This window comes from Serratia sp. PGPR-27 (assembly GCF_022678525.1).
Taxonomy (GTDB): Bacteria; Pseudomonadota; Gammaproteobacteria; order Enterobacterales; family Enterobacteriaceae; genus Serratia; species Serratia nematodiphila.
On record NZ_JALBYS010000005.1, the window covers coordinates 54,352 to 73,303 of the forward strand.

General features: G+C 59.0%; 19 protein-coding genes, 1 other RNA gene and 1 other annotated feature. Of the genes, 10 read left to right on the forward strand and 10 right to left on the reverse strand.

The genetic code is table 11. The annotated features are described in order from the left end of the window. Positions 1-18 precede the first annotated feature (18 nt). On the reverse strand, positions 19-333 hold the full coding sequence (locus MMS95_RS04385) for an MGMT family protein (RefSeq protein ID WP_015376856.1): 315 nt from the start codon (positions 331-333) through the stop codon (positions 19-21). A gap of 156 nt (positions 334-489) precedes the next feature. Between MMS95_RS04385 and ffs the strand changes: the two genes are divergently transcribed. Next, an RNA gene (gene ffs / locus MMS95_RS04390) (signal recognition particle sRNA small type) lies at positions 490-586 on the forward strand. Positions 587-916: 330 nt separating this feature from the next. Here ffs and MMS95_RS04395 read toward each other — a convergent pair. The 3 genes from MMS95_RS04395 to MMS95_RS04405 form a co-directional block, all read right to left on the reverse strand. Further along, positions 917-1,120 (reverse strand): HHA domain-containing protein, encoded by a 204-nt coding sequence (locus tag MMS95_RS04395; RefSeq protein WP_004940313.1) that lies wholly within the window; start codon positions 1,118-1,120, stop codon positions 917-919. A gap of 49 nt (positions 1,121-1,169) precedes the next feature. Then, entirely contained in the window at positions 1,170-1,538 is a 369-nt protein-coding gene (tomB, locus tag MMS95_RS04400; RefSeq protein ID WP_004940312.1) for an Hha toxicity modulator TomB, read from the reverse strand. A 158-nt stretch (positions 1,539-1,696) separates the two neighbouring features. Beyond that, a complete protein-coding gene (locus tag MMS95_RS04405; RefSeq protein ID WP_004940311.1) occupies positions 1,697-2,050 on the reverse strand; it encodes a hypothetical protein in 354 nt (117 codons plus the stop codon). A gap of 404 nt (positions 2,051-2,454) precedes the next feature. Between MMS95_RS04405 and MMS95_RS04410 the strand changes: the two genes are divergently transcribed. Genes MMS95_RS04410 through MMS95_RS04420 form a run of 3 tightly spaced genes read left to right on the forward strand, consistent with a single transcriptional unit; the run spans position 2,455 to position 4,925 of the window. Continuing rightward, positions 2,455-3,168, forward strand: coding sequence for an ABC transporter ATP-binding protein (locus MMS95_RS04410; protein WP_099982378.1), 714 nt, complete (start codon positions 2,455-2,457; stop codon positions 3,166-3,168). Further along, complete coding sequence (locus MMS95_RS04415) at positions 3,165-4,022, forward strand: metal ABC transporter permease (RefSeq protein WP_004940309.1); 858 nt, start codon at positions 3,165-3,167, stop codon at positions 4,020-4,022. Before MMS95_RS04410 ends, MMS95_RS04415 begins: the two co-directional genes overlap by 4 nt. Positions 4,023-4,046: 24 nt before the next feature. Next, positions 4,047-4,925 (forward strand): metal ABC transporter substrate-binding protein, encoded by an 879-nt coding sequence (locus MMS95_RS04420; protein WP_049278666.1) that lies wholly within the window; start codon positions 4,047-4,049, stop codon positions 4,923-4,925. Positions 4,926-5,032: 107 nt separating this feature from the next. On the opposite strand, the gene ykgO is transcribed toward MMS95_RS04420, so the two are convergent. The 4 genes from ykgO to sdeX form a co-directional block, all read right to left on the reverse strand. Next, positions 5,033-5,173 (reverse strand): type B 50S ribosomal protein L36, encoded by a 141-nt coding sequence (gene ykgO, locus MMS95_RS04425; protein WP_004940304.1) that lies wholly within the window; start codon positions 5,171-5,173, stop codon positions 5,033-5,035. 12 nt (positions 5,174-5,185) lie between these two features. Further along, the gene (locus MMS95_RS04430; RefSeq protein WP_004940303.1) at positions 5,186-5,440 is read right to left on the reverse strand and encodes a type B 50S ribosomal protein L31; all 255 of its coding nucleotides are present in this window, start codon (positions 5,438-5,440) and stop codon (positions 5,186-5,188) included. A gap of 185 nt (positions 5,441-5,625) precedes the next feature. Continuing rightward, positions 5,626-8,772, reverse strand: a complete 3,147-nt coding sequence (sdeY, locus tag MMS95_RS04435) for a multidrug efflux RND transporter permease subunit SdeY (protein WP_242141415.1) — start codon at positions 8,770-8,772, stop codon at positions 5,626-5,628. Positions 8,773-8,789: 17 nt separating this feature from the next. Continuing rightward, positions 8,790-9,977 carry a multidrug efflux RND transporter periplasmic adaptor subunit SdeX gene (gene sdeX / locus MMS95_RS04440; protein ID WP_015376861.1) on the reverse strand — a complete coding sequence of 396 codons (1,188 nt, stop codon included), beginning with the start codon at positions 9,975-9,977 and terminating at the stop codon, positions 8,790-8,792. 142 nt (positions 9,978-10,119) lie between these two features. On the opposite strand from sdeX, the gene acrR reads away from it, so the two are divergent. The 3 genes from acrR to mscK all read left to right on the forward strand — a co-directional run bounded on the left by acrR (position 10,120) and on the right by mscK (position 14,653). Then, positions 10,120-10,803 carry a multidrug efflux transporter transcriptional repressor AcrR gene (acrR, locus tag MMS95_RS04445; RefSeq protein ID WP_049810854.1) on the forward strand — a complete coding sequence of 228 codons (684 nt, stop codon included), beginning with the start codon at positions 10,120-10,122 and terminating at the stop codon, positions 10,801-10,803. 11 nt (positions 10,804-10,814) lie between these two features. Then, positions 10,815-11,168, forward strand: coding sequence for a DsrE/DsrF/TusD sulfur relay family protein (locus tag MMS95_RS04450; protein WP_004940282.1), 354 nt, complete (start codon positions 10,815-10,817; stop codon positions 11,166-11,168). 101 nt (positions 11,169-11,269) lie between these two features. Next, positions 11,270-14,653 (forward strand): mechanosensitive channel MscK, encoded by a 3,384-nt coding sequence (mscK, locus tag MMS95_RS04455; RefSeq protein WP_242141416.1) that lies wholly within the window; start codon positions 11,270-11,272, stop codon positions 14,651-14,653. Positions 14,654-14,696: 43 nt separating this feature from the next. Here mscK and rsmS read toward each other — a convergent pair whose 3' ends face one another. Together rsmS and MMS95_RS04465 are read right to left on the reverse strand one after the other, a co-directional pair. Beyond that, entirely contained in the window at positions 14,697-14,876 is a 180-nt protein-coding gene (gene rsmS, locus MMS95_RS04460; protein WP_004940278.1) for a pleiotropic regulatory protein RsmS, read from the reverse strand. A 106-nt stretch (positions 14,877-14,982) separates the two neighbouring features. Continuing rightward, positions 14,983-15,519, reverse strand: coding sequence for a primosomal replication protein (locus MMS95_RS04465; RefSeq protein WP_004940276.1), 537 nt, complete (start codon positions 15,517-15,519; stop codon positions 14,983-14,985). A gap of 134 nt (positions 15,520-15,653) precedes the next feature. Here MMS95_RS04465 and MMS95_RS04470 point away from each other — a divergent pair, with 134 nt between their 5' ends. From MMS95_RS04470 to dnaX, 3 genes are all read left to right on the forward strand, one after another. Next, entirely contained in the window at positions 15,654-16,034 is a 381-nt protein-coding gene (locus MMS95_RS04470) for a DUF454 family protein (protein WP_016928835.1), read from the forward strand. A 278-nt stretch (positions 16,035-16,312) separates the two neighbouring features. Next, positions 16,313-16,864 carry an adenine phosphoribosyltransferase gene (gene apt / locus MMS95_RS04475; RefSeq protein ID WP_015376864.1) on the forward strand — a complete coding sequence of 184 codons (552 nt, stop codon included), beginning with the start codon at positions 16,313-16,315 and terminating at the stop codon, positions 16,862-16,864. Positions 16,865-16,956: 92 nt separating this feature from the next. After that, positions 16,957-18,915: a DNA polymerase III subunit gamma/tau gene (gene dnaX, locus MMS95_RS04480; protein WP_156865259.1), complete on the forward strand. Its 1,959-nt coding sequence runs from the start codon at positions 16,957-16,959 to the stop codon at positions 18,913-18,915. Beyond that, positions 18,248-18,312 (forward strand) — a sequence feature (DnaX frameshifting element). It overlaps the preceding gene by 65 nt. Positions 18,916-18,952: the final 37 nt, after the last annotated feature.

The following is an 18,952-nucleotide window of genomic DNA, read 5'->3' on the forward strand; positions in this document are numbered from 1 at the left end:
GCCAAAGGCTGTTTTGTTTTACCAGCGCCAGCCGTAGCGTTCGAAATCGACCGTGCTGTGCGGGCCGAAAATTATCCCCTCCGCTAGCAGTGCCTGCCGTTGCCGTTGAAAATCCTCCCCCTGCTGCGAGATCTGTCCGTGGCGGTTGATCACCCGGTGCCAGGGCAGCGTGCTGCCTTCCGGCAAACGCCGCAGCACGCCGCCAACCTGACGCGCGGCGCGCGGCGAGCCGGCCAGCCGGGCGACTTCACCGTAAGTGGTGACTTTGCCGTAAGGAATGGCGGCCACGATATGGAAAACCCGCTGGCTGAAAGAGGCGTCTTCTGGTTGCATATTGCTGTTCCTGCGCGAATCAAAATCCAGGCGAAGAGTGTGCCACAATGCAGGTGGGCAAGAAAACAGCGGTTGGCCCCGGTTGGCTTGCTATTTGGTGGGGCATCGCCGATAATGCCCACCGCTTCGGAGTACAGAAGCCGTCAATGGGGGCCCTGTTGGTTCTCCCGCAACACTAACTTGTGAACTCGGTCAGGTCCGGAAGGAAGCAGCCGCAGCAGGTGACGTGTGTGCCGGGATGTAGCTGGCAGGGTCCCCACCCATTTGGGCTTCGCCAATCCGCGCTTTTGCCACCTCTCCTCCACGTATCTATTATCCATTTCTGTCATCAGGCAGAGCGACACGCATTTCTTTTCTTCCCGCCTTCAATTCTTTTGGATAATGAATTAGCGGTTCTGGGGAGCGGGCACAGTGAGGCGGGCGATGAGATAACCTGTCTCGATTAAAAAAGAAAATTGTTTCCGCGCAATATTATTATCGGAAGAGGGAACGCAAGTGAAGTTTTACTGTCAATAGGAAAAGTACGTATTCAACTTGAACATTGAAGCCGATAAAAGCATCGGCTCAACGCGTTGGGGGCTGATTATCTGACATATTTCCAAACGGAGGTGGGGATTTTGTCATACAGTTTGTTCATGGTGAGCTCTGCCAGACGATGATCTGCCGCTGAGTAAAACAGCTCCAGTTCATCATCGGAAAGCTCGTACTTATTTTTCTCAATAACACGTTCGAGAGTATCAATCGTGGTGCATTTACGTAAACGCATCAGATAGTCGGTTTTAGTCATGGTGGCCTTTAGTTTAATAACCGTAAAATAGCTTGGGAATAATTATCCCCTAAGTTTTCATTGTCGTACAGATGTCCTCTCCTGAGAACATTCTGAATAATCTCGCCTTGGTTTTTTGCCAGCGGCGCAGGTCGGAATCATTGATACCATAGCTGCTGAACAGCGTATAGGTATCGTCGAGATATTCTTCGACTAACTCCGACAGGTCAGATTCGTCCATGTATTTAATTTTATAACTCATCACAAACGAAGCGATATGTTCGATCAACTCATTAAGCTGCAGGTTGACGGAGGACGTCGGATCGTTGACCCACCCATGATGACTGTCTCCCAGGGTAGCGATACCTTCATCATACAAATTTTCGCACAAGAATTTGAGCTGAGCAATGTCGTGTCGCTTAGGCGAATACTCATCCATATCATCCCCTCCGTAAGTCTTAATTGCGGTGTGATAACACTATGTGAGTAAGCTGATTTACATCATGAACGGAGGCAGCTTAACGGTGGTTAAATAAACTTCCCGTAAAATGAATATAAATCATTTTTTCGCGTTTGGCCTGTAGTTATTACTTAAACTTACAATTCATCCGCAGTTGATGGGCGTGAGTTATCAATGATGTCGAAGATTAAACCCCGCGCCGTCACTCGAAACCGGACGCTGTCGTTGATGATATCTTCGCTGTTGATATCCAGGCAGGCATTAAAAATGCCCCACTTATAACGATAACTCATTGAATAATCGCTGTCACCTTGCTGCACTATATCAAGTATTTCTAATGAATCTTCGGCATAGCGTGCGCTTTCAGAATAAAAGCTGAGTCCGCTGGTCAGCGCCGGCACTAACTCCGCAATATTGTCATGAACCACTTTCTTTAATTTTTTAACAGAAAGTGCGTTGACGTCCAGGTTACAGGCAAGGGTAACAAGCATTAATCTCGGCCAACAACAATGTTATCTGCTTATCTTACTCCTTTTCCGCCCTCGTCGGTAAATTTTTCGATTTACCGCTGTTCTTTACCTTACGCCAACATTCCAACCGAATGGAAATATCCCTGGGTTTTGTAAGGAGGACGGGGGGAGATCCGCTGTGCTAGGGATTGTTACGTTCCGTTGCATTATTGTCGCGCCCTAGCTTGAGCTACGGCAGTTGTTGTGATGTTATATTGTAACTATTAACCCGTCATTTTGGTCATCACATTGATTCCCACTTCACGACATGGCGCCGCGCCGTCACTGAATTCGTTGTTCACCACCTCCGCTGCCGCGCGTTGTGCGGGGGCCGTTGTGCTGCTGGCTCTGCTGTGGCTCGGCATCTTTTGGGCGGTATCGCTGCCATGATCATGCTGCGTCAGCTGGTGCTAGGCTATGGCGCCACGCCGCTTTTCCCGCCGCTGAGCGGGCAGTTTACCGCCGGCTCGTTAACCGCGGTGGTGGGCGTCAATGGGGCCGGAAAATCGACATTGCTGAAAACGCTCGTCGGTTTGTTGCCGCCGATGGGCGGCAGCCTGAATTTCAGCGGCGGAAAGCCGCCGCGCAGAGCTTATTTACCGCAGCAGGCGGAGCTGGATCGGCAGTTCCCGATCGCGGTAAGCGATCTGGTGGCGATGGGCTGTTGGCCGCAAAGCGGCATGTTCGGCGGTATGAACAAGCATGCGGCGAGCCAGGTTAATGAGGCGCTGGCGAGCGTCGGCATGAGTGCGCTGGCGCACAGCCCGGTGGGCGAGCTCTCCGGCGGCCAGCTGCAGCGGGTGTTGTTTGCGCGCCTGCTGGTCCAACAGGCGCCGCTGATTTTGCTGGATGAACCTTTCACCGGTATCGACAGCGCCACCACGCAGATCCTGCTGCAGGCGATCGCGCAACTGCACCGGCAGGGGAAAACGGTGATCGCCGTGCTGCACGATATGTCGATGGTCGCCGAGCATTTTCCGCAGGCGCTGTTGCTGACGCCGCAGGCTTGCCACTGGGGCGCGGCCGAGCAAGTGCTGGAACAGGTGCCGAGGTATCACGCCGCCGACCGGCTGCCGGATCTGCGGGCGGTGACGCCATGATGCTATTGCATGGGCTTATCGATCCTTTTCTCTCTTTCGGTTTTATGCGCCGCGCGCTGATGGCCTGCCTGGCGTTGTCGCTCAGTGCCGCCCCGCTGGGCGTGTTTCTGTTGCTGCGCCGCATGAGCTTGGTTGGGGATGCGTTGTCCCACGCGGTGTTGCCCGGCGCGGCGATCGGTTATCTGATTTCCGGCATGTCGCTGGTGGCGATGGGCGTAGGCGGCTTTATCGCCGGGCTGGCGGTGGCGATGCTGTCCGGCCTGGTGAGCCGCCGCACGCCGCTGAAAGAGGACGCCAGCTTCGCCGGATTCTATCTGGGCTCACTGGCGCTGGGGGTCACGCTGGTCTCGTTGCGCGGTTCCAGCGTGGATCTGCTGCACGTGTTGTTCGGTTCGATCCTGGCGGTGGATGCGCAGGCGATGCTGATGGTCGGTGCGATCGCCTCGGTTTCGCTGCTGGCGCTGGCGGCGCTGTACCGCGCGCTGGTTATCGAATCCTTCGACGTCACTTTCCTGCGCGTTAACGCGCCGCGCCGGTTGGCGCTGATCCACGGCCTGTTTTTGGCGCTGGTGGTGGTCAATCTGGTGGCGGGATTCCAGATCCTCGGCACCCTGATGTCGGTTGGGTTAATGATGTTGCCCGCCGCCAGCGCGCGCTTCTGGGCGCGCAATCTGCCGCAGACGCTGGCGACGGCGATGGGCATCGGCGCGCTTTCCAGTCTGATTGGGCTGGTGTGGTCCTATCACGCTTCGCTTCCCGCCGGCCCGGCGATCGTGCTCAGCGCCAGCATCCTCTTTTTTGTCTCGATCCTGTTTGGAACGCGCGGAGGCATTTACGCCTTTGCGCGCCGTTGAGAGTGCCATTTGCAAGGAGAAAATATGAAACGTTTACCTATATCGCTGGCGGTAGCTGCTCTGCTGGCCAGCCCATTGGCGATGGCGAAGACTGTCGACGCCGTCGCCAGCTTTTCCATTCTCGGAGATATCGTCAAGCAGGTGGGCGGCGATCACGTCAAGGTCAGCACGCTGGTGGGGCCGGATGGCGATCCGCACAGTTTCGAGCCTTCACCGCAGGACGGCAAGAAGCTGGCGCAGGCCGATGTGGTGTTCGTCAGCGGCCTGGGGCTGGAAGGGTGGATCGATCGCCTGGTCAAGGCTTCGGGTTATAAAGGGCAGGTGATCACCGCTTCACAGGGCATCAACACCCGCCAGATGGAAGAGGATGGCAAACCGATTACCGATCCTCACGCCTGGAACAGCATGAAAAACGGCGTGCAGTACGCCACCAACGTGATGAACGCCCTGATCGCCGCCGATCCTGAGGATGCCAACTATTTTCGCCAGCGCGGCGCCGACTACATTCAGCAGCTGCAAAAGCTGGATCTGTGGGCCAAAACCCAGTTCGCCGCAGTGCCGCCGCAGAAACGTAAGGTGCTGACCAGCCATGATGCTTTTGGCTACTTTGGACAAGAGTATGGCGTCACCTTCCTTGCCCCGGTCGGATTTTCCACCGAAGCGGAAGCCAGCGCCAGCGACGTGGCGAGCCTGATTAAGCAGATTAAACAGGAGAAGGTTAACGCTTACTTTATCGAAAACCAGACCGATCCGCGGCTGGTGAAGCAGATTGCCGCCGCCACCGGCGCCAAGGCGGGCGGCGAGCTGTACCCTGAAGCGCTCTCCCGCGCTGGCGGCCCGGCGGCCACCTATGAGCAGGCGTTCAAACACAATGTCGACACGTTGCTGAGCAGCATGAAGTAATCTCTGCCCCCCGCCCGCGGGTGGGGGGCAGCTTGCAGGCACTTTCTCGCCATAAAAAAAGCCCCGTTGAGCAGCAACGGGGCTTTGCGACAGATGACACTTGGGAGTTAACGCTTTTTCTTACGTCCCTGTACCGCTTTGAATCGCGGATTGCTTTTACAGATCACATAGATGCGGCCACGACGACGCACGACTTTGCAATCCGGATGGCGATTTTTCGCCGAACGCAATGAACTCAATACCTGCATGGGGTTTCCTTGTTACTTATTGCCGATAAAGCGGCCAAAGCGCTGCTGGAAGCGCGCCGTGCTGCCTTCTTTGGAATAGTCTTTCTGCTTACCGGTGTAATACGGATGCGAAGCGGAAGAGACGTCGAGGGTGACATACGGCCAGCTTTCGCCGTCCAGTTCGATAGTGCGATCGGTTTTGATGGTCGATCCCACTTTGAAGTAGGCATTGGCGCTGACGTCGTGGAACACCACGGTGCGATAATCGGGATGGATGCCGGGTTTCATAATGGCCTTCTCATGTAATGTTATACTATAACAATAATTATGCGCCGACCTGGCATCATGATCAAGCGTAAATTGCACTCACGAGCGAATTAATGAGAACGGTTTGCATTAACCTGCTGAAGCAAAAGAAAAAGGCCGCATGCGCGGCCTTTCGATTATCGGGTGGAGCTCACATCACTGAGCGATCAGTGGTGCTCTACCGGGTGGCTGTGTTCCAGGTCTTCGTTCTTCTTGCTGAAGCGGCGGCGAACCACCACGAAGAACACCGGTACGAAGAAGATCGCCAATACGGTCGCGGTGATCATCCCGCCCATTACGCCGGTACCTACCGCGTTCTGTGCGCCGGAGCCTGCGCCGCTGCTGATAACCAGCGGCAGAACCCCGAGGATGAAGGCCAGGGACGTCATCAGGATTGGACGCAGACGCATACGCACTGCTTCCAATGTCGCCTCGATCAGGCCTTTGCCTTCTTTTTCCATCAGGTCTTTGGCGAATTCCACGATCAGGATGGCGTTCTTCGCCGATAGACCAATGGTGGTCAGCAACCCTACCTGGAAGTACACGTCGTTGTTCATGCCGCGCATCGTCGCGGCCAACAACGCACCGATAACCCCCAGCGGCAATACCAGCATGACCGAGAACGGCACGGACCAGCTTTCATACAGCGCCGCCAGACACAGGAACACCACCAGAATCGAGATGGCGTACAGCGCCGGCGCCTGGTTGCCCGACAGACGTTCCTGATAGGACATGCCGGTCCAGTCGTAACCGATGCCGCTTGGCAGTTTGGACGCCAGTTGCTCCATCAGGTTCATCGCTTCACCGGTACTCTTGCCCGGTGCGGCCTGGCCCAGAATTTCCATCGACGGCAAGCCGTTATAGCGTTCCAGACGCGGTGAGCCGTATTCCCATTTCGCCGAAGAGAAGGCGGAGAATGGCACCATCTGGCCGCTGGTACCGCGCACATACCACTTGTTGATGTCTTCCGGCAGCATGCGGAACGGCGCTTCGGCCTGTACGTACACCTTCTTCACACGACCGCGGTCGATGAAGTCGTTGACGTACGAGCCACCCAGCGCGGTGCTCAGCGTGCTGTTAATGGTGGTGATGCTCACGCCCAACGCCTTGGCTTTCTCCTGATCGACGATCAGTTTGAACTGCGGCGTATCTTCCAGGCCGTTCGGGCGCACACCCACCAGCACGTCCGGATGCTGAGCAACCATGCCCAACAGCTGGTTACGCGCTTCGGTCAGTTTTTCGTGCCCCAGGCCGCCCTGGTCGATCAGCTCGAAGTCGAAGCCGGTTGCGGTACCGAGTTCGATGATCGCCGGCAGGTTGAACGGGAACACCAGGCCTTCTTTAATCTGCGAGAAGGCGCCCATGGCGCGACCGGCGATCGCTTCTACCTTGTTCTCGGCCCCCGGACGCTCGCCCCAGTCTTTCAGGCTGACGAATGCCAGGCCGTTGTTCTGGCCGTTACCGTTGAAGCCGAAGCCCGCGACGGTAAACACCGAAACCACGTTGTCCTTTTCCTTGTTCAGGAAGTAGTCGGAGACTTCTTCCAGCACATTGCTGGTGCGGGATTCGGTGGCACCGGCAGGCAGTTGCACCATGGTCAACAGGATGCCCTGGTCTTCGTCCGGCAGGAACGAGGAAGGCAGGCGCAGGAACAGCAGGCCCATGCCAACCACGATCAGCAGGTAGATGATCAGGTAGCGGCCGGTGCTGCGCAGGATGTTGCCCACGCTGTCGGTGTAGTGATGTGTGCTCTTCTCGAACATGCGGTTAAACCAGCCGAAGAAGCCTGTTTTAACCCCGTGATCGCCTTTCGGGATCGGTTTGAGCATGGTGGCGCACAGCGCCGGCGTCAGGATCAAGGCCACCAGCACCGACAGCACCATCGCGGACACGATGGTGATCGAGAACTGGCGATAGATGGCGCCGGTTGAACCGCCGAAGAACGCCATTGGCACGAATACCGCCGACAGCACCATGGCGATACCCACCAGCGCGCCCTGGATCTGGCCCATCGATTTATGGGTGGCTTCTTTCGGCGGCAGCCCCTCTTCGGACATGACGCGCTCGACGTTTTCCACCACCACGATGGCGTCATCCACCAGCAGGCCGATCGCCAACACCATGGCGAACATCGTCAGGGTGTTTATCGAGAAGCCGAACGCCGCGAGTATCGCAAAGGTCCCCAGCAGCACCACCGGCACCGCGATGGTTGGGATCAGCGTCGCGCGGAAGTTCTGCAGGAACAGATACATCACCAGGAATACCAGGATGATGGCTTCGATCAGCGTTTTCACCACTTCGTTGATGGAGATTTTAACGAACGGGGTGGTGTCGTACGGATAAACCACTTTCATCCCTTGCGGGAAGAATGGTGCCATCTTGGCCAGCTCGTCTTTCACAGCTTTAGCGGTGTTCAAGGCGTTGGCACCGGTCGCCAGTTTGATACCCAGACCGGCGGCTGGCTTGCCGTTATAGCGAGCGGTAACGGCGTAGCTTTCCGCGCCGCGCTCGATGTGAGCGACGTCGCGCAGGCGCACCTGGGAACCGTCGGTATTCACCTTCAGCAGGATCTTGCCGAACTCTTCCGGCGAAGTCAGACGGGTCTGCGCGATGATCGAGGCGTTCAACTGCTGCCCCGGCACCGGCGGCAGGCCGCCCAGCTGGCCTGCGGCAATCTGGTTGTTTTGCTCGGTGATGGCGGAGGTCACGTCCGTGGTCGTCAGCTGGTAGTTGTTCAGCTTGTTCGGGTCCAGCCAGATACGCATCGCGTACTGGGCACCGAACAGCTGCACTTCACCCACGCCGGACGAACGGCTGATCGGATCCTTGATGTTAGAGGCCACGTAGTCCGAAAGATCGTCCTGAGTCATGTTCGGATCGTCGGAAACGAAGCCGGCCACCATCAGGAAGCTGCTGCTGGATTTTTGTACCTTCAGGCCCTGTTGCTGAACTTCTTGCGGCAGCAGTGGGGTGGCCAATGACAGTTTGTTCTGGACCTGAACCTGCGCGATGTCAGGATCGGTGCCGGATTCAAACGTCAGGGTAATGGTGACGCTACCAGAGGAATCACTGGTGGAGGACATGTACATCAGGTTATCGATACCGTTCATGTTCTGTTCGATAACCTGTGTAACGGTATCCTGCACCGTTTTGGCATCTGCGCCCGGGTAGTTGGCGGAAATACTCACCGCCGGCGGTGCAATAGTGGGATACTGCGCGATGGGCAGTTTCATTATTGCAAGCACCCCCGCCAACATGACGATGATGGCGATTACCCAGGCGAAAATTGGGCGGTCTATAAAGAACTTAGCCATGTATTACCGGCTCCTTTTTATGACTTCTGCGCTTCAGACTGCGGCTGTTTTTGCGCCTGAGTGTCAACTTCCTGCACTTTTACCTGCGCGCCCGGATGCACTTTCATCAGGCCGGAGACGATCACGCGATCGCCGGCTTTCAGGCCATCGGTAACCAGCCATTTGTCGCCAATCGCCTGGTCCGCCTTCAGCGTGCGCAGCTCAACTTTGTTGTCTGCCCCTACCACCAACGCCGTCGCGTCGCCGCGCGGGTTGCGGGTGACGCCCTGTTGAGGCACCAGCAACGCATCGCTGCGTACGCCTTCGTCCAGACGGGCGCGCACGAACATGCCAGGCAACAGCGTATCGTTCGGGTTAGGGAACAGGGCGCGAATGGTAATGGAGCCGGTGGTCTCATCGACGGTGACGTCAGAGAATTCCAGCGTGCCTTCCTGCGCATATTCGGTGCCGTTTTCCAGCATCAGTTTCACCTTGGCCTTGCCGTTTTCCTGCTTCAGCGCGCCGCTGGCCAGTTCTTGCTTCAGGCGCAGGAAGTCGGTGCTCGACTGGGTGACGTCGACATACATCGGATCCAGCTGCTGCACGGTGGACAGGGCGGTCGCCTGGCCGTTGCTGACCAGCGCGCCTTCGGTCACGGCGGATTTGCCGATGCGGCCGGAGATCGGGGAGGTCACTTTGGTGTACGCCAGATTAATGCGCGCGGTTTCCACGGCGGCCTTGGCGGCCACCACGGCGGCATCCGCTTGCTGCAGTGTGGAGACGGCGTTGTCGTAGTCCTGCTTACTGATATAGCTGGTACCCAGCAATGGCTTGTAGCGGTTTACCGTCACGCGTGCGATGGAAGCGCTGGCCTGTGCTTTGGCCAAATCGCCTTTCGCGCTGTCGTAGCTGGCTTGATAGGTTGCGGGATCGATTTGGTACAGAGACGTCCCGGCCTTGATATCGCTGCCTTCGACGAAGTTGCGCTTCAGGATGATGCCACTGACCTGAGGGCGAACTTCGGCGATACGATACGCAGCGGTGCGGCCAGGAAGATCGGTAGTGATGTTGAGAGGCTCGGCCTTCAAGGTGACTACGCCCACTTCAGGTGCCTGTTGTTGGGCACCTTGCTGTTGGGTTTCTTTATCGTTACATCCTGTTAGCACTAAGCTGCCTGAAAGCATCAGAACGGCCGCCAGAGGCGTTAACCCTCTGTTTTTGTTCATAGAAAAACCTCAAGTGTCCGATTTCAAAATGATCAATGGATCACAAGCTTTAAAACCCATTGCTGCGTTAATTATATGTGCGTGCTATGGTACATACATTCGCGAATGTATGTAAATCACACTCCCCCTAAATAACAATGCCATGGCACGAAAAACCAAACAGCAGGCGCAAGAAACCCGACAGCAAATCCTCGATGCTGCGGTGAGAGAGTTCTCTGAACGTGGCGTTGCTGCAACGTCACTGACAGATATTGCCACCGCTGCTGGGGTTACGCGTGGAGCCATTTACTGGCACTTCAAGAATAAGGTAGACCTGTTTAATGAAGTTTGGGAATCTACCGAGCCGAAAATTGACCAGCTCGAAACAGAGTATCAGGCAAAGTTTCCCGATAATCCACTGCGGGTTATCCGGGAAATTCTGATTTACGTTCTGACGTCTACGGTTGAAGACGGCCGCAGGCGGGCGTTGATGGAAATTATATTCCACAAATGCGAGTTTGTCGGTGAAATGATGCCGCTGCTGGATTCGCGCAAGGTGCTGTACCTCGCCGGTTACGAACGCATCGAAGCGGTGCTGTACAACTGCATTCACCACGGGCAATTGCCGGCCGATCTGCACACTCGTCGCGCGGCGATCATCCTGCGCGGTTATATCACCGGCCTGCTGGAAAACTGGCTGTTTATGCCGGAAAGTTTCGATTTGCGGGCCGAAGCCGAAGCGCTGGTGGATGCGTTTTTGGAGATGCTGCAGTTTTGCCCCACCTTGCGCCTCAGATCCGATATGCCGACGGCAGCACCGCCCAACGCCGGCTCCCTGCCTTTATAAGGAGAGATTTCATGTCATCAGTCGTTCTCATCGCCAATGGCGCCGCCTATGGCCACGAATCCTTGTTCAATGCGCTGCGGTTGGCCATCGCCATGAAAGAGCAGCAGAGCAGTCTCGATCTGCGGCTGTTTCTGATGTCCGATGCGGTGGTGGCCGGGTTGGCCGGGCAGCAGCCGCACGAGGGGTACCACCTGCAGCAGATGCTGGAAATCCTCACCGCGCAGCAGGTGCCGGTCAAGCTGTGCAAGACCTGCGCCGACGCGCGCGGCGTCAGCCGCTTGCCGCTGGCGGACGGCGTGGCGATCGGCACGCTGGTCGAGCTGGCGCAGTGGACGCTGGCGGCGGAGAAAGTGCTGACTTTCTGATTTCGCGACAATGGGACATCACCGGCAACGCTTTTGTTGTTCGTTGCCTGCCGGCTGTCGTGATAATCTTCAGGCTTCTTAACCGATTCCGAAGCTAAATCATGCATCGCTGGTTGACTCTGCCCTCTCTGGCGCCGCGCTCGTTTGTCGGCGCATGCCGGCGGCGCATCGCCGCCGCGACACTTCTTTTCCTGATTTGCGCGCTGAGCTTGCCGACACAGGCGGCGCTGAACGGCGATCTGCCGCAGCGCAGCGAAGTGCAAAGCCAGCTGGAAACGCTGAGCAAGCAAAAAGCCCTGACGCCGGTCGAAAAGCTGTCCCAACAGGATTTGACCCGCACGCTGGAGCTGCTGGACGCCCTCGAGCGCAACCGGCAAGACGCCGCACAGCTTAAACAGCAGGTGCAGCAGGCGCCGGCGAAGCTCAATCAGGTCACTGCCGAACTGGATGCGCTGAAGCAGCCGGTGGACAATGCGGCGGCGCGCGCTGCGCTGTTGCCGCTGTCGCTGCGCCAGTTGGAAAGCCGGCTGTATCAAACGCTCGACGAGCTGCAAAGCGCGCAGGAGAGCCTCTCCACCTACAACAGCCAACTGGTGTCGCTGCAAACCCAGCCCGAGCGGGTACAAAGCACCATGTACGCCGCCTCGCAGCGCCTGCAGGAGATCCGCAGCCAGCTCAGCGGCCAGACGCCGGGGCAAGATTCGCTGCGCAACAGTCAACAGGTGATGCTGAGCACCGAGCAGGCGCTGCTCAATGCGCAGCTGGAGCTGCAGCGCAAGAGCCTGGAAGCCAATACCACGCTGCAGGATCTGCTGCAAAAGCAGCGCGACTACACCACGGCGCATATCGACGCGCTGGATAAGTCAGTGCAGTTGCTGCAGGAGATCGTCAACAGCAAGCGGTTGACGCTGTCTGAAAAGACCGCCAAAGAGGCGCAGAACCCGGAAGACGCCACCGATATCCAGCACGATCAGCTGGTCAGCAAGCAGCTGGACGTCAACCGCCAGCTGAGCCAGCGGCTGATTGCCGCCACCGAAGAGAGCAACACCCTGTTCCAGCAGAATATTCGGGTCAAAAACTGGCTCGATCGCGGGCTGCAGGCGGAGCGTAACCTGAAAGAGCAGATCCAGGTGCTGAAGGGCAGCCTGGTGCTGTCGCGCATCCTGTATCAGCAGCAGCAGAGCCTGCCGCAGGGCACGCTGTTGGCGGATATGGACACGCGCATCGCCGATTTGCGGCTGGAGCAGTTCGATATCAATCAGCAACGCGACGATCTGTTCAAGGGGGAGGATTACATCAACCAGCTGGTGGCCGAAAGCAAGGAAAAGGCCGGCCCGGAAGTGATCGACGCGTTGAACGAGATCGTCGACATGCGCCGCGAGCTGTTGGATCAGCTGAACAAACAGCTCAGCAACCAGCTGTCGCTGTCGATCAACCTGCAGATCAATCAGCAGCAGCTGACCAGCGTCTACGGTTCGTTGCAGGATACGCTGACCCAGCAGATCTTCTGGGTCAACAGCAACAAGCCGGTCGATCTGGCGTGGCTGAAGGCGATGCCAGAGGCGGTGCGCGATCAGCTTGCCGGGCTAGATATCAAATTCGACGGCGGCAAGCTGGTGCAGGGCGGGTTGAATGCGCTGGTGTTCCTGATCCCGATGCTGTTGGCGATCGGGGTATTGCGCTGGCGCTACCGGCTGATCGACGGCCATTTGCAAAAGCTGGCCAGCGATGTGGGGCAACTGAAGCGCGACGGCCAACTGCATACGCCGAAGGCTATCGCGCTGACCTTGCTGAAGGTATTGCCCGGCGCCGCGCTGCTGCTCGGCGTCGGTTTCTGGATGTATCGCGCCGATTTCGGCATCAGCGACTTTATCTGGGCATTGTCGCAGCAGCTGGCGCTGTCGTGGCTGGTGTTCGGCTTCAGCTATCGGATGCTGAAACCGGGCGGCATTGCCGAGCGGCATTTCAACTTCGGCGCCAATCTGTGCGCGCATTACCGCCGGCAGACGCTGCGGCTGGGATTGGCGCTGCAGCCGCTGATCTTCTGGTCGGTATTGGGCGAAAAAGCGCCGCTGCGCCTGGTGGAAGACGTTATCGGCCAGATCGTGGTGATGCTGACGCTGGCGCTGCTCGCGGTGCTGGTGTTCCCGCTGTGTCGCGACAGCTGGCGCGAAAAGGGCTCGCACGCCGTGCGGCTGATGGTAGTTACAGCCATCGCCGCCACGCCGCTGATCCTGCTGGGGCTGATGTTCGCCGGTTACTTCTATACCACGCTGCGACTGGCCAGCCGCTGGATAGACAGCCTGTATCTGTTTTTCCTGTGGAATATCGTGTACCTGACCGCGCTGCGTGGTCTGAGCGTGGCGGCGCGGCGTCTGGCCTACCGGCGCGCGTTGGCGCGGCGGCAAAACGTGGCGAAAGAGGGGGCCGAAGGCGGTGAACCGGTGGTGGAAGAGCCGCCGCTGGCGCTCGATCAGATCAACCAGCAGTCGCTGCGCCTGACCACCCTGGTGCTGTTCGCCATCTTCGCCAGCGCCTTCTATGCCATTTGGTCGGATCTGGTGACGGTCATCGCCTATCTGGACAGCATCACGCTGTGGCATTACACCAGCACCGTGGCGGGCAGCAGCGTGGCGCAGGCGGTGACGCTGGGCAACATGATGGTGGCGATCGCCGCAGTGATCGTCGCCTACGTGCTCACCCGCAACTTGCCTGGTCTGCTGGAGGTGGTGGTGCTGTCGCGGCTGCAGCTGCGGCAGGGGGCGTCCTATGCCATCACCACCGTGCTCACTTACCTGATCACCGCCGTGGGCGCCGTGGTTGCGCTGGGATCGCTCGGCGTTTCCTGGGACAAACTGCAATGGCTGGCCGCCGGTCTGACGGTCGGGCTGGGCTTCGGGTTGCAGGAGATCTTCGCCAACTTCGTCTCCGGCCTGATCATTCTGTTCGAACGCCCGATCCGCATCGGCGATACCATCACCATCGGCACCTTCTCCGGTTCGGTCAGCAAGATCCGCATTCGCGCCACCACCATTACCGACTTCGATCGCAAAGAGGTGATCATTCCGAACAAGGCGTTCGTCACCGAGCGGCTGATCAACTGGTCGCTGTCCGACACCATCACTCGCGTGCTGATCAAGGTCGGCGTGGCCTACGGCTCCGATCTCGACAAGGTGAAAAAGGTGTTGCTGCAGGCGGCGCACGACAACCCGCGGGTGATGACCGATCCCGAACCGCAGGTGTTCTTCCTCAACTTCGGCGCCAGCACGCTGGATCACGAACTGCGGCTCTATGTGCGCGAACTGCGCGATCGCAGCTACACGGTGGATGAACTGAACCGCTCAATCGACCGCCTGTGCCGGGAAAACGACATCGACATCGCTTTCAACCAGCTGGAGGTGTATCTGCATAACCAGCAGGGCAACGAAGTGCAGGAAGTGAAAAGAACGCTGTCGCCGGACGACGGCGGCCAGACGGCGGGCTGATGAACGTTGAAAGACGAAAGGGACAGCGCGGCGCTGTCCCTGGTTACTGTCCGGCGGGCAGATAGGGCGAGGTGACGCCGGCGCGCTGCAGCTTTTCCTGATAATCCCGTTTGACGATATCCAGCGCCGCCAGTGCGGTGACCGGATCGATCTCGTTGCATTCCAGCAGGTAAATCAAGTCTACCGCCAGCTGCAGTTCGGGTGAGGCGTTTTCCAGAGACATAGCACCTGCGCTTATTAATTAATGGGATGAATAACTCGCATACCGGCAGAGTATAGTGAACCCGGCGCGCAACCGGGAATAATCATTAAAATATTGTGATAAATCTTCAAAAACCGTTTTCTTTGCGCTCGATATTGCGCTCGATGCGCGCCAACGCCTGACGACAGCGCATCAGCCGCCCCTCCAGCGCCGCCAGCTCGTGCTGCAGTTTTTGCTGCGCCGCCAGCGTGGTTTGGCGGCCGAGCAGGCTTTCCCGATCCTGAATCATGGCGATCAGCCGGCGTTCGTAGTCCTGATGCTCGGCCAGCTTGTGGTAAAGATCGGCCTCGGGGGCTTCTTTCGGCTGGTTCTTGCGCCGCAGCGCCTGGGTCGCCAGCTCGCGCTGCAGGGCGGCGATCTGAGCCACCAGTTTTTCGGCCAGAAAGGCCACCTGGCTGGTGCGGTTGTCGTTGGCGGCGCTTTGCAGCTGGGCGAAATTCTTCTCCACCTCGGCCAGGTAGTCGCGCAGCCGCGTGCCGCGATTGGCGAACAGGGCGGCGTCGAAGCGCGCCTGCGGGATCGGAACGTCGCCGCGCGGGGTCACTTCGGCCGCCAGCGCCGCGATCTGCTGTGCCAACACCTGTAATAGACGCTGAGTGCTCACATAAGCTCCCTCTTGATTTCAACAGGCGTAAGCTTGCCCGCGATGCTGTTGTGAAACAAGCGCCGCATGCATATTCCGCCGGCGCGGCGCCGATGCTACAGTAGGCCGCAACCGATTGAGGAGCGAAGAGCCGCATGACGCGTGGGTTATTGATCATTTTGGGCTGGTTGGCGGTGGTGCTGGCGACGTTGGGCGTGGTGCTCCCGCTGCTGCCGACCACGCCGTTCCTGCTATTGGCCGCCTGGTGCTTCGCCCGCTCTTCGCCGCGCTTTCATCACTGGCTGCTGTACCGTTCCTGGTTTGGCCCTTATCTGCGCCATTGGCAGCAGCATCGCGCGCTGCCGCCGGGGGCGAAGTGGAAGGCTGTGCTGGTGATCGTGCTGACCTTCGCCTGTTCGCTGTGGCTGGTGAAAATCTGGTGGGTGCGCGGGCTGTTGCTGCTGATGCTGGCCATTTTGCTGACCTTTATGCTGCGTCTGCCGGTTATTGACCTGCCGCAACAAAAACAGCGCTGATTGTACCTTACACTCCTCAATAGCTTTCAAGCCGCAGCCAGGCGACAAACGCAGGCATCCCCGGAAGCTTACTTAGGTAAGTGACCGGGGGGAATGCGTGCAGTCAACAACGCTGCGGGTTGAAAGATGCAGGGGAGAGTTGCATTTGTCCGCCAGTTTGCATAGATTTGGGCGTTTTCGTGCGCGGATCGCCTGCCATTTCTTCTCCGGTGTGTTTCTCCCGGGGGCGGCGGGTGAGCGGCGCGCCGGTTTTCAGGCAGTTTTATCAGGCAACAATTATGACCGCTACTGCGCAGCAGCTTCAGTTTATTAAAGACAGTATCAAAACCATCCCGGATTATCCGAAGCCGGGCATCCTGTTCCGCGACGTGACCAGCCTGCTGGAAAACCCGTTGGCCTATGCCGCCAGCATCGAGCTGCTGGTTGAGCGCTATCGCGAAGCGGGCGTGACCAAGGTGGTGGGTACCGAAGCGCGTGGTTTCCTGTTCGGCGCGCCCGTCGCGCTGGCGCTGGGCGTCGGTTTCGTGCCGGTGCGCAAACCGGGCAAACTGCCGCGCGCCACGCTCAGCGAAAGCTATGAGCTGGAGTACGGCACCGACAAGCTGGAGATCCACACCGATGCCATCACCGCGGGTGACAAAGTGCTGGTGGTGGACGATCTGCTGGCGACCGGCGGCACCATCGAAGCGACCACCAAACTGATCCGCCGTCTGGGCGGTGAAGTGAACGACGCCGCGTTCATCATCAACCTGCCGGATCTGGGCGGGGAAGCGCGTCTGAACAAGCTGGGCATCGATTGCTACTGCCTGGTGGACTTCGCCGGCCATTGATGCGGCATTGCCCCTTGGGCACAACGGCCTCGCGGATCGCCGCGGGGCTGTGTTAGCATGACCCTCCAGATTCCTCGACTTCTCCGGTATTAATGAGCTATCAGGTTCTCGCCCGTAAGTGGCGCCCTCAAACGTTCGCAGACGTGGTCGGCCAGGAACATGTCCTGACCGCGCTGGCCAACGGCCTCTCACTGGGGCGGATCCATCACGCCTATCTGTTCTCGGGCACGCGCGGCGTGGGGAAAACCACCATCGCCCGCTTGCTGGCCAAAGGCCTGAACTGTGAAACCGGCATCACCGCCACGCCATGTGGCCAATGCGACAACTGCCGCGAGATCGAGCAGGGGCGCTTTGTCGATCTGATCGAGATCGACGCCGCTTCCCGAACCAAGGTGGAAGATACCCGCGATCTGCTGGACAACGTCCAGTACGCGCCGGCGCGCGGCCGCTTCAAGGTCTACCTGATCGACGAAGTGCACATGCTCTCGCGCCACAGCTTCAACGCGTTGCTGAAGACGCTGGAAGAGCCGCCGCCGCACGTCAAATTCCTGTTGGCCACCACCGATCCGCAAAAGCTGCCGGTGACCATTCTCTCGCGCTGTCTGCAGTTCCACCTCAAAGCGCTGGACGTCGATCAGATCCGTCAGCAGCTGGAAACGGTGCTGACGGCGGAGCAGATCACCAGCGACGCCCGTGCGCTGCAGCTGCTGGCGCGCGCCGCCGACGGCAGCATGCGCGACGCGCTGAGCCTGACCGATCAGGCGATCGCCATGGGGCAGGGGCAGGTGACCGCCGCCACCGTCAGCCAGATGCTCGGCACGCTCGATGACGAGCAGCCGCTGGCGATCCTCGAAGCGCTGGTCAGCGCCGACGGCGAAAAGGTGATGGCGCAGGTCGCGCAGGCCGCTTCGCGCGGCGTGGACTGGGAAAACTTGCTGGTGGAGACGCTGGCGCTGCTGCATCGCATTGCGATGGTGCAGCTGTTGCCTTCGATGCTCGACAACCACTACGCCGCCGTGGAGCAACGGCTGCGCGAGCTGGCGCGCACCCTGCCGCCGGCCGATGTGCAACTTTACTACCAGACGCTGTTGGTGGGCCGCAAAGAGCTGGCCTATGCGCCGGATCGCCGCATGGGGGTTGAGATGACCCTGCTGCGCGCGCTGGCGTTTCACCCGAAAGCGGTGATCCCGGAGCCGGTGGCGTTGGTGCAGACCGCGCCGGCGCCGATGGCGCAGCCGCAGCAGGCCGCATCGCCACAGCCGCCGCAGTTTCAGGACGCGCCGCCGCCGCTAGGGCAGCCGGCCGTGCCGCAGCGACAATCATCGGCCCCTTTACCGGATGCCACCGCCCAGCTGTTGAAAGCGCGGTCCCAGCTGCAACGACAGCAGGGAGCATCCACACCAAAAAAGAATGAGCCGGCGGCGCCAGGAATAGCGCGGCCGGCAAACTCGGCGCTGGGGCGTTTGGCTTCGGTGACCGAGCGCAGCCAGCAGCGCCTGGCGGAGAAGAAGGTGCCGGAAAAACCGGCGAAACCGGAAGCCTATCGCTGGCGCGCGCAAACCGAGCCGGAAGCGGCGCCGGAACCGCTGGCGACGCCGAAAGCGCTGCGCACGGCGTTGGAACATGAGAAAACGCCGGAGCTGGCCGCCAAGCTGGTGGTGGAGTCGCTGGAGCGCGACGCCTGGGCGGCAGAAATCGATAAGCTGAAGATCCCGAAATTGGTGCAGCAGCTGGCGTTGAACGCCTTCAAGCAGCAGCCGGAGCCGGGCAAAATTAACCTCCATCTGCGGTCTTCGCAGCGCCATCTGAATTCGCCTTCGGCGCAGAAGACGCTGGCCGACGCGCTCGGTGAGCTGTACGGCGGCCCGATTGAGCTGACCGTGGTGGAGGACGATAATCCGGCGGGGCGCACCCCGCTGGAGTGGCGACAAGCCATCTATGAAGAAAAACTGGCGCAGGCGCGCCAGTCCATCGAAGCGGATACCAACATTCAGACGCTGCGCCGATTCTTCGACGCGGATCTGGATGAAGAGAGTATTCGCCCCCTTTAAACGCCGCGCGAGGTGCGCGGCCCTAGCGACGAGAGAC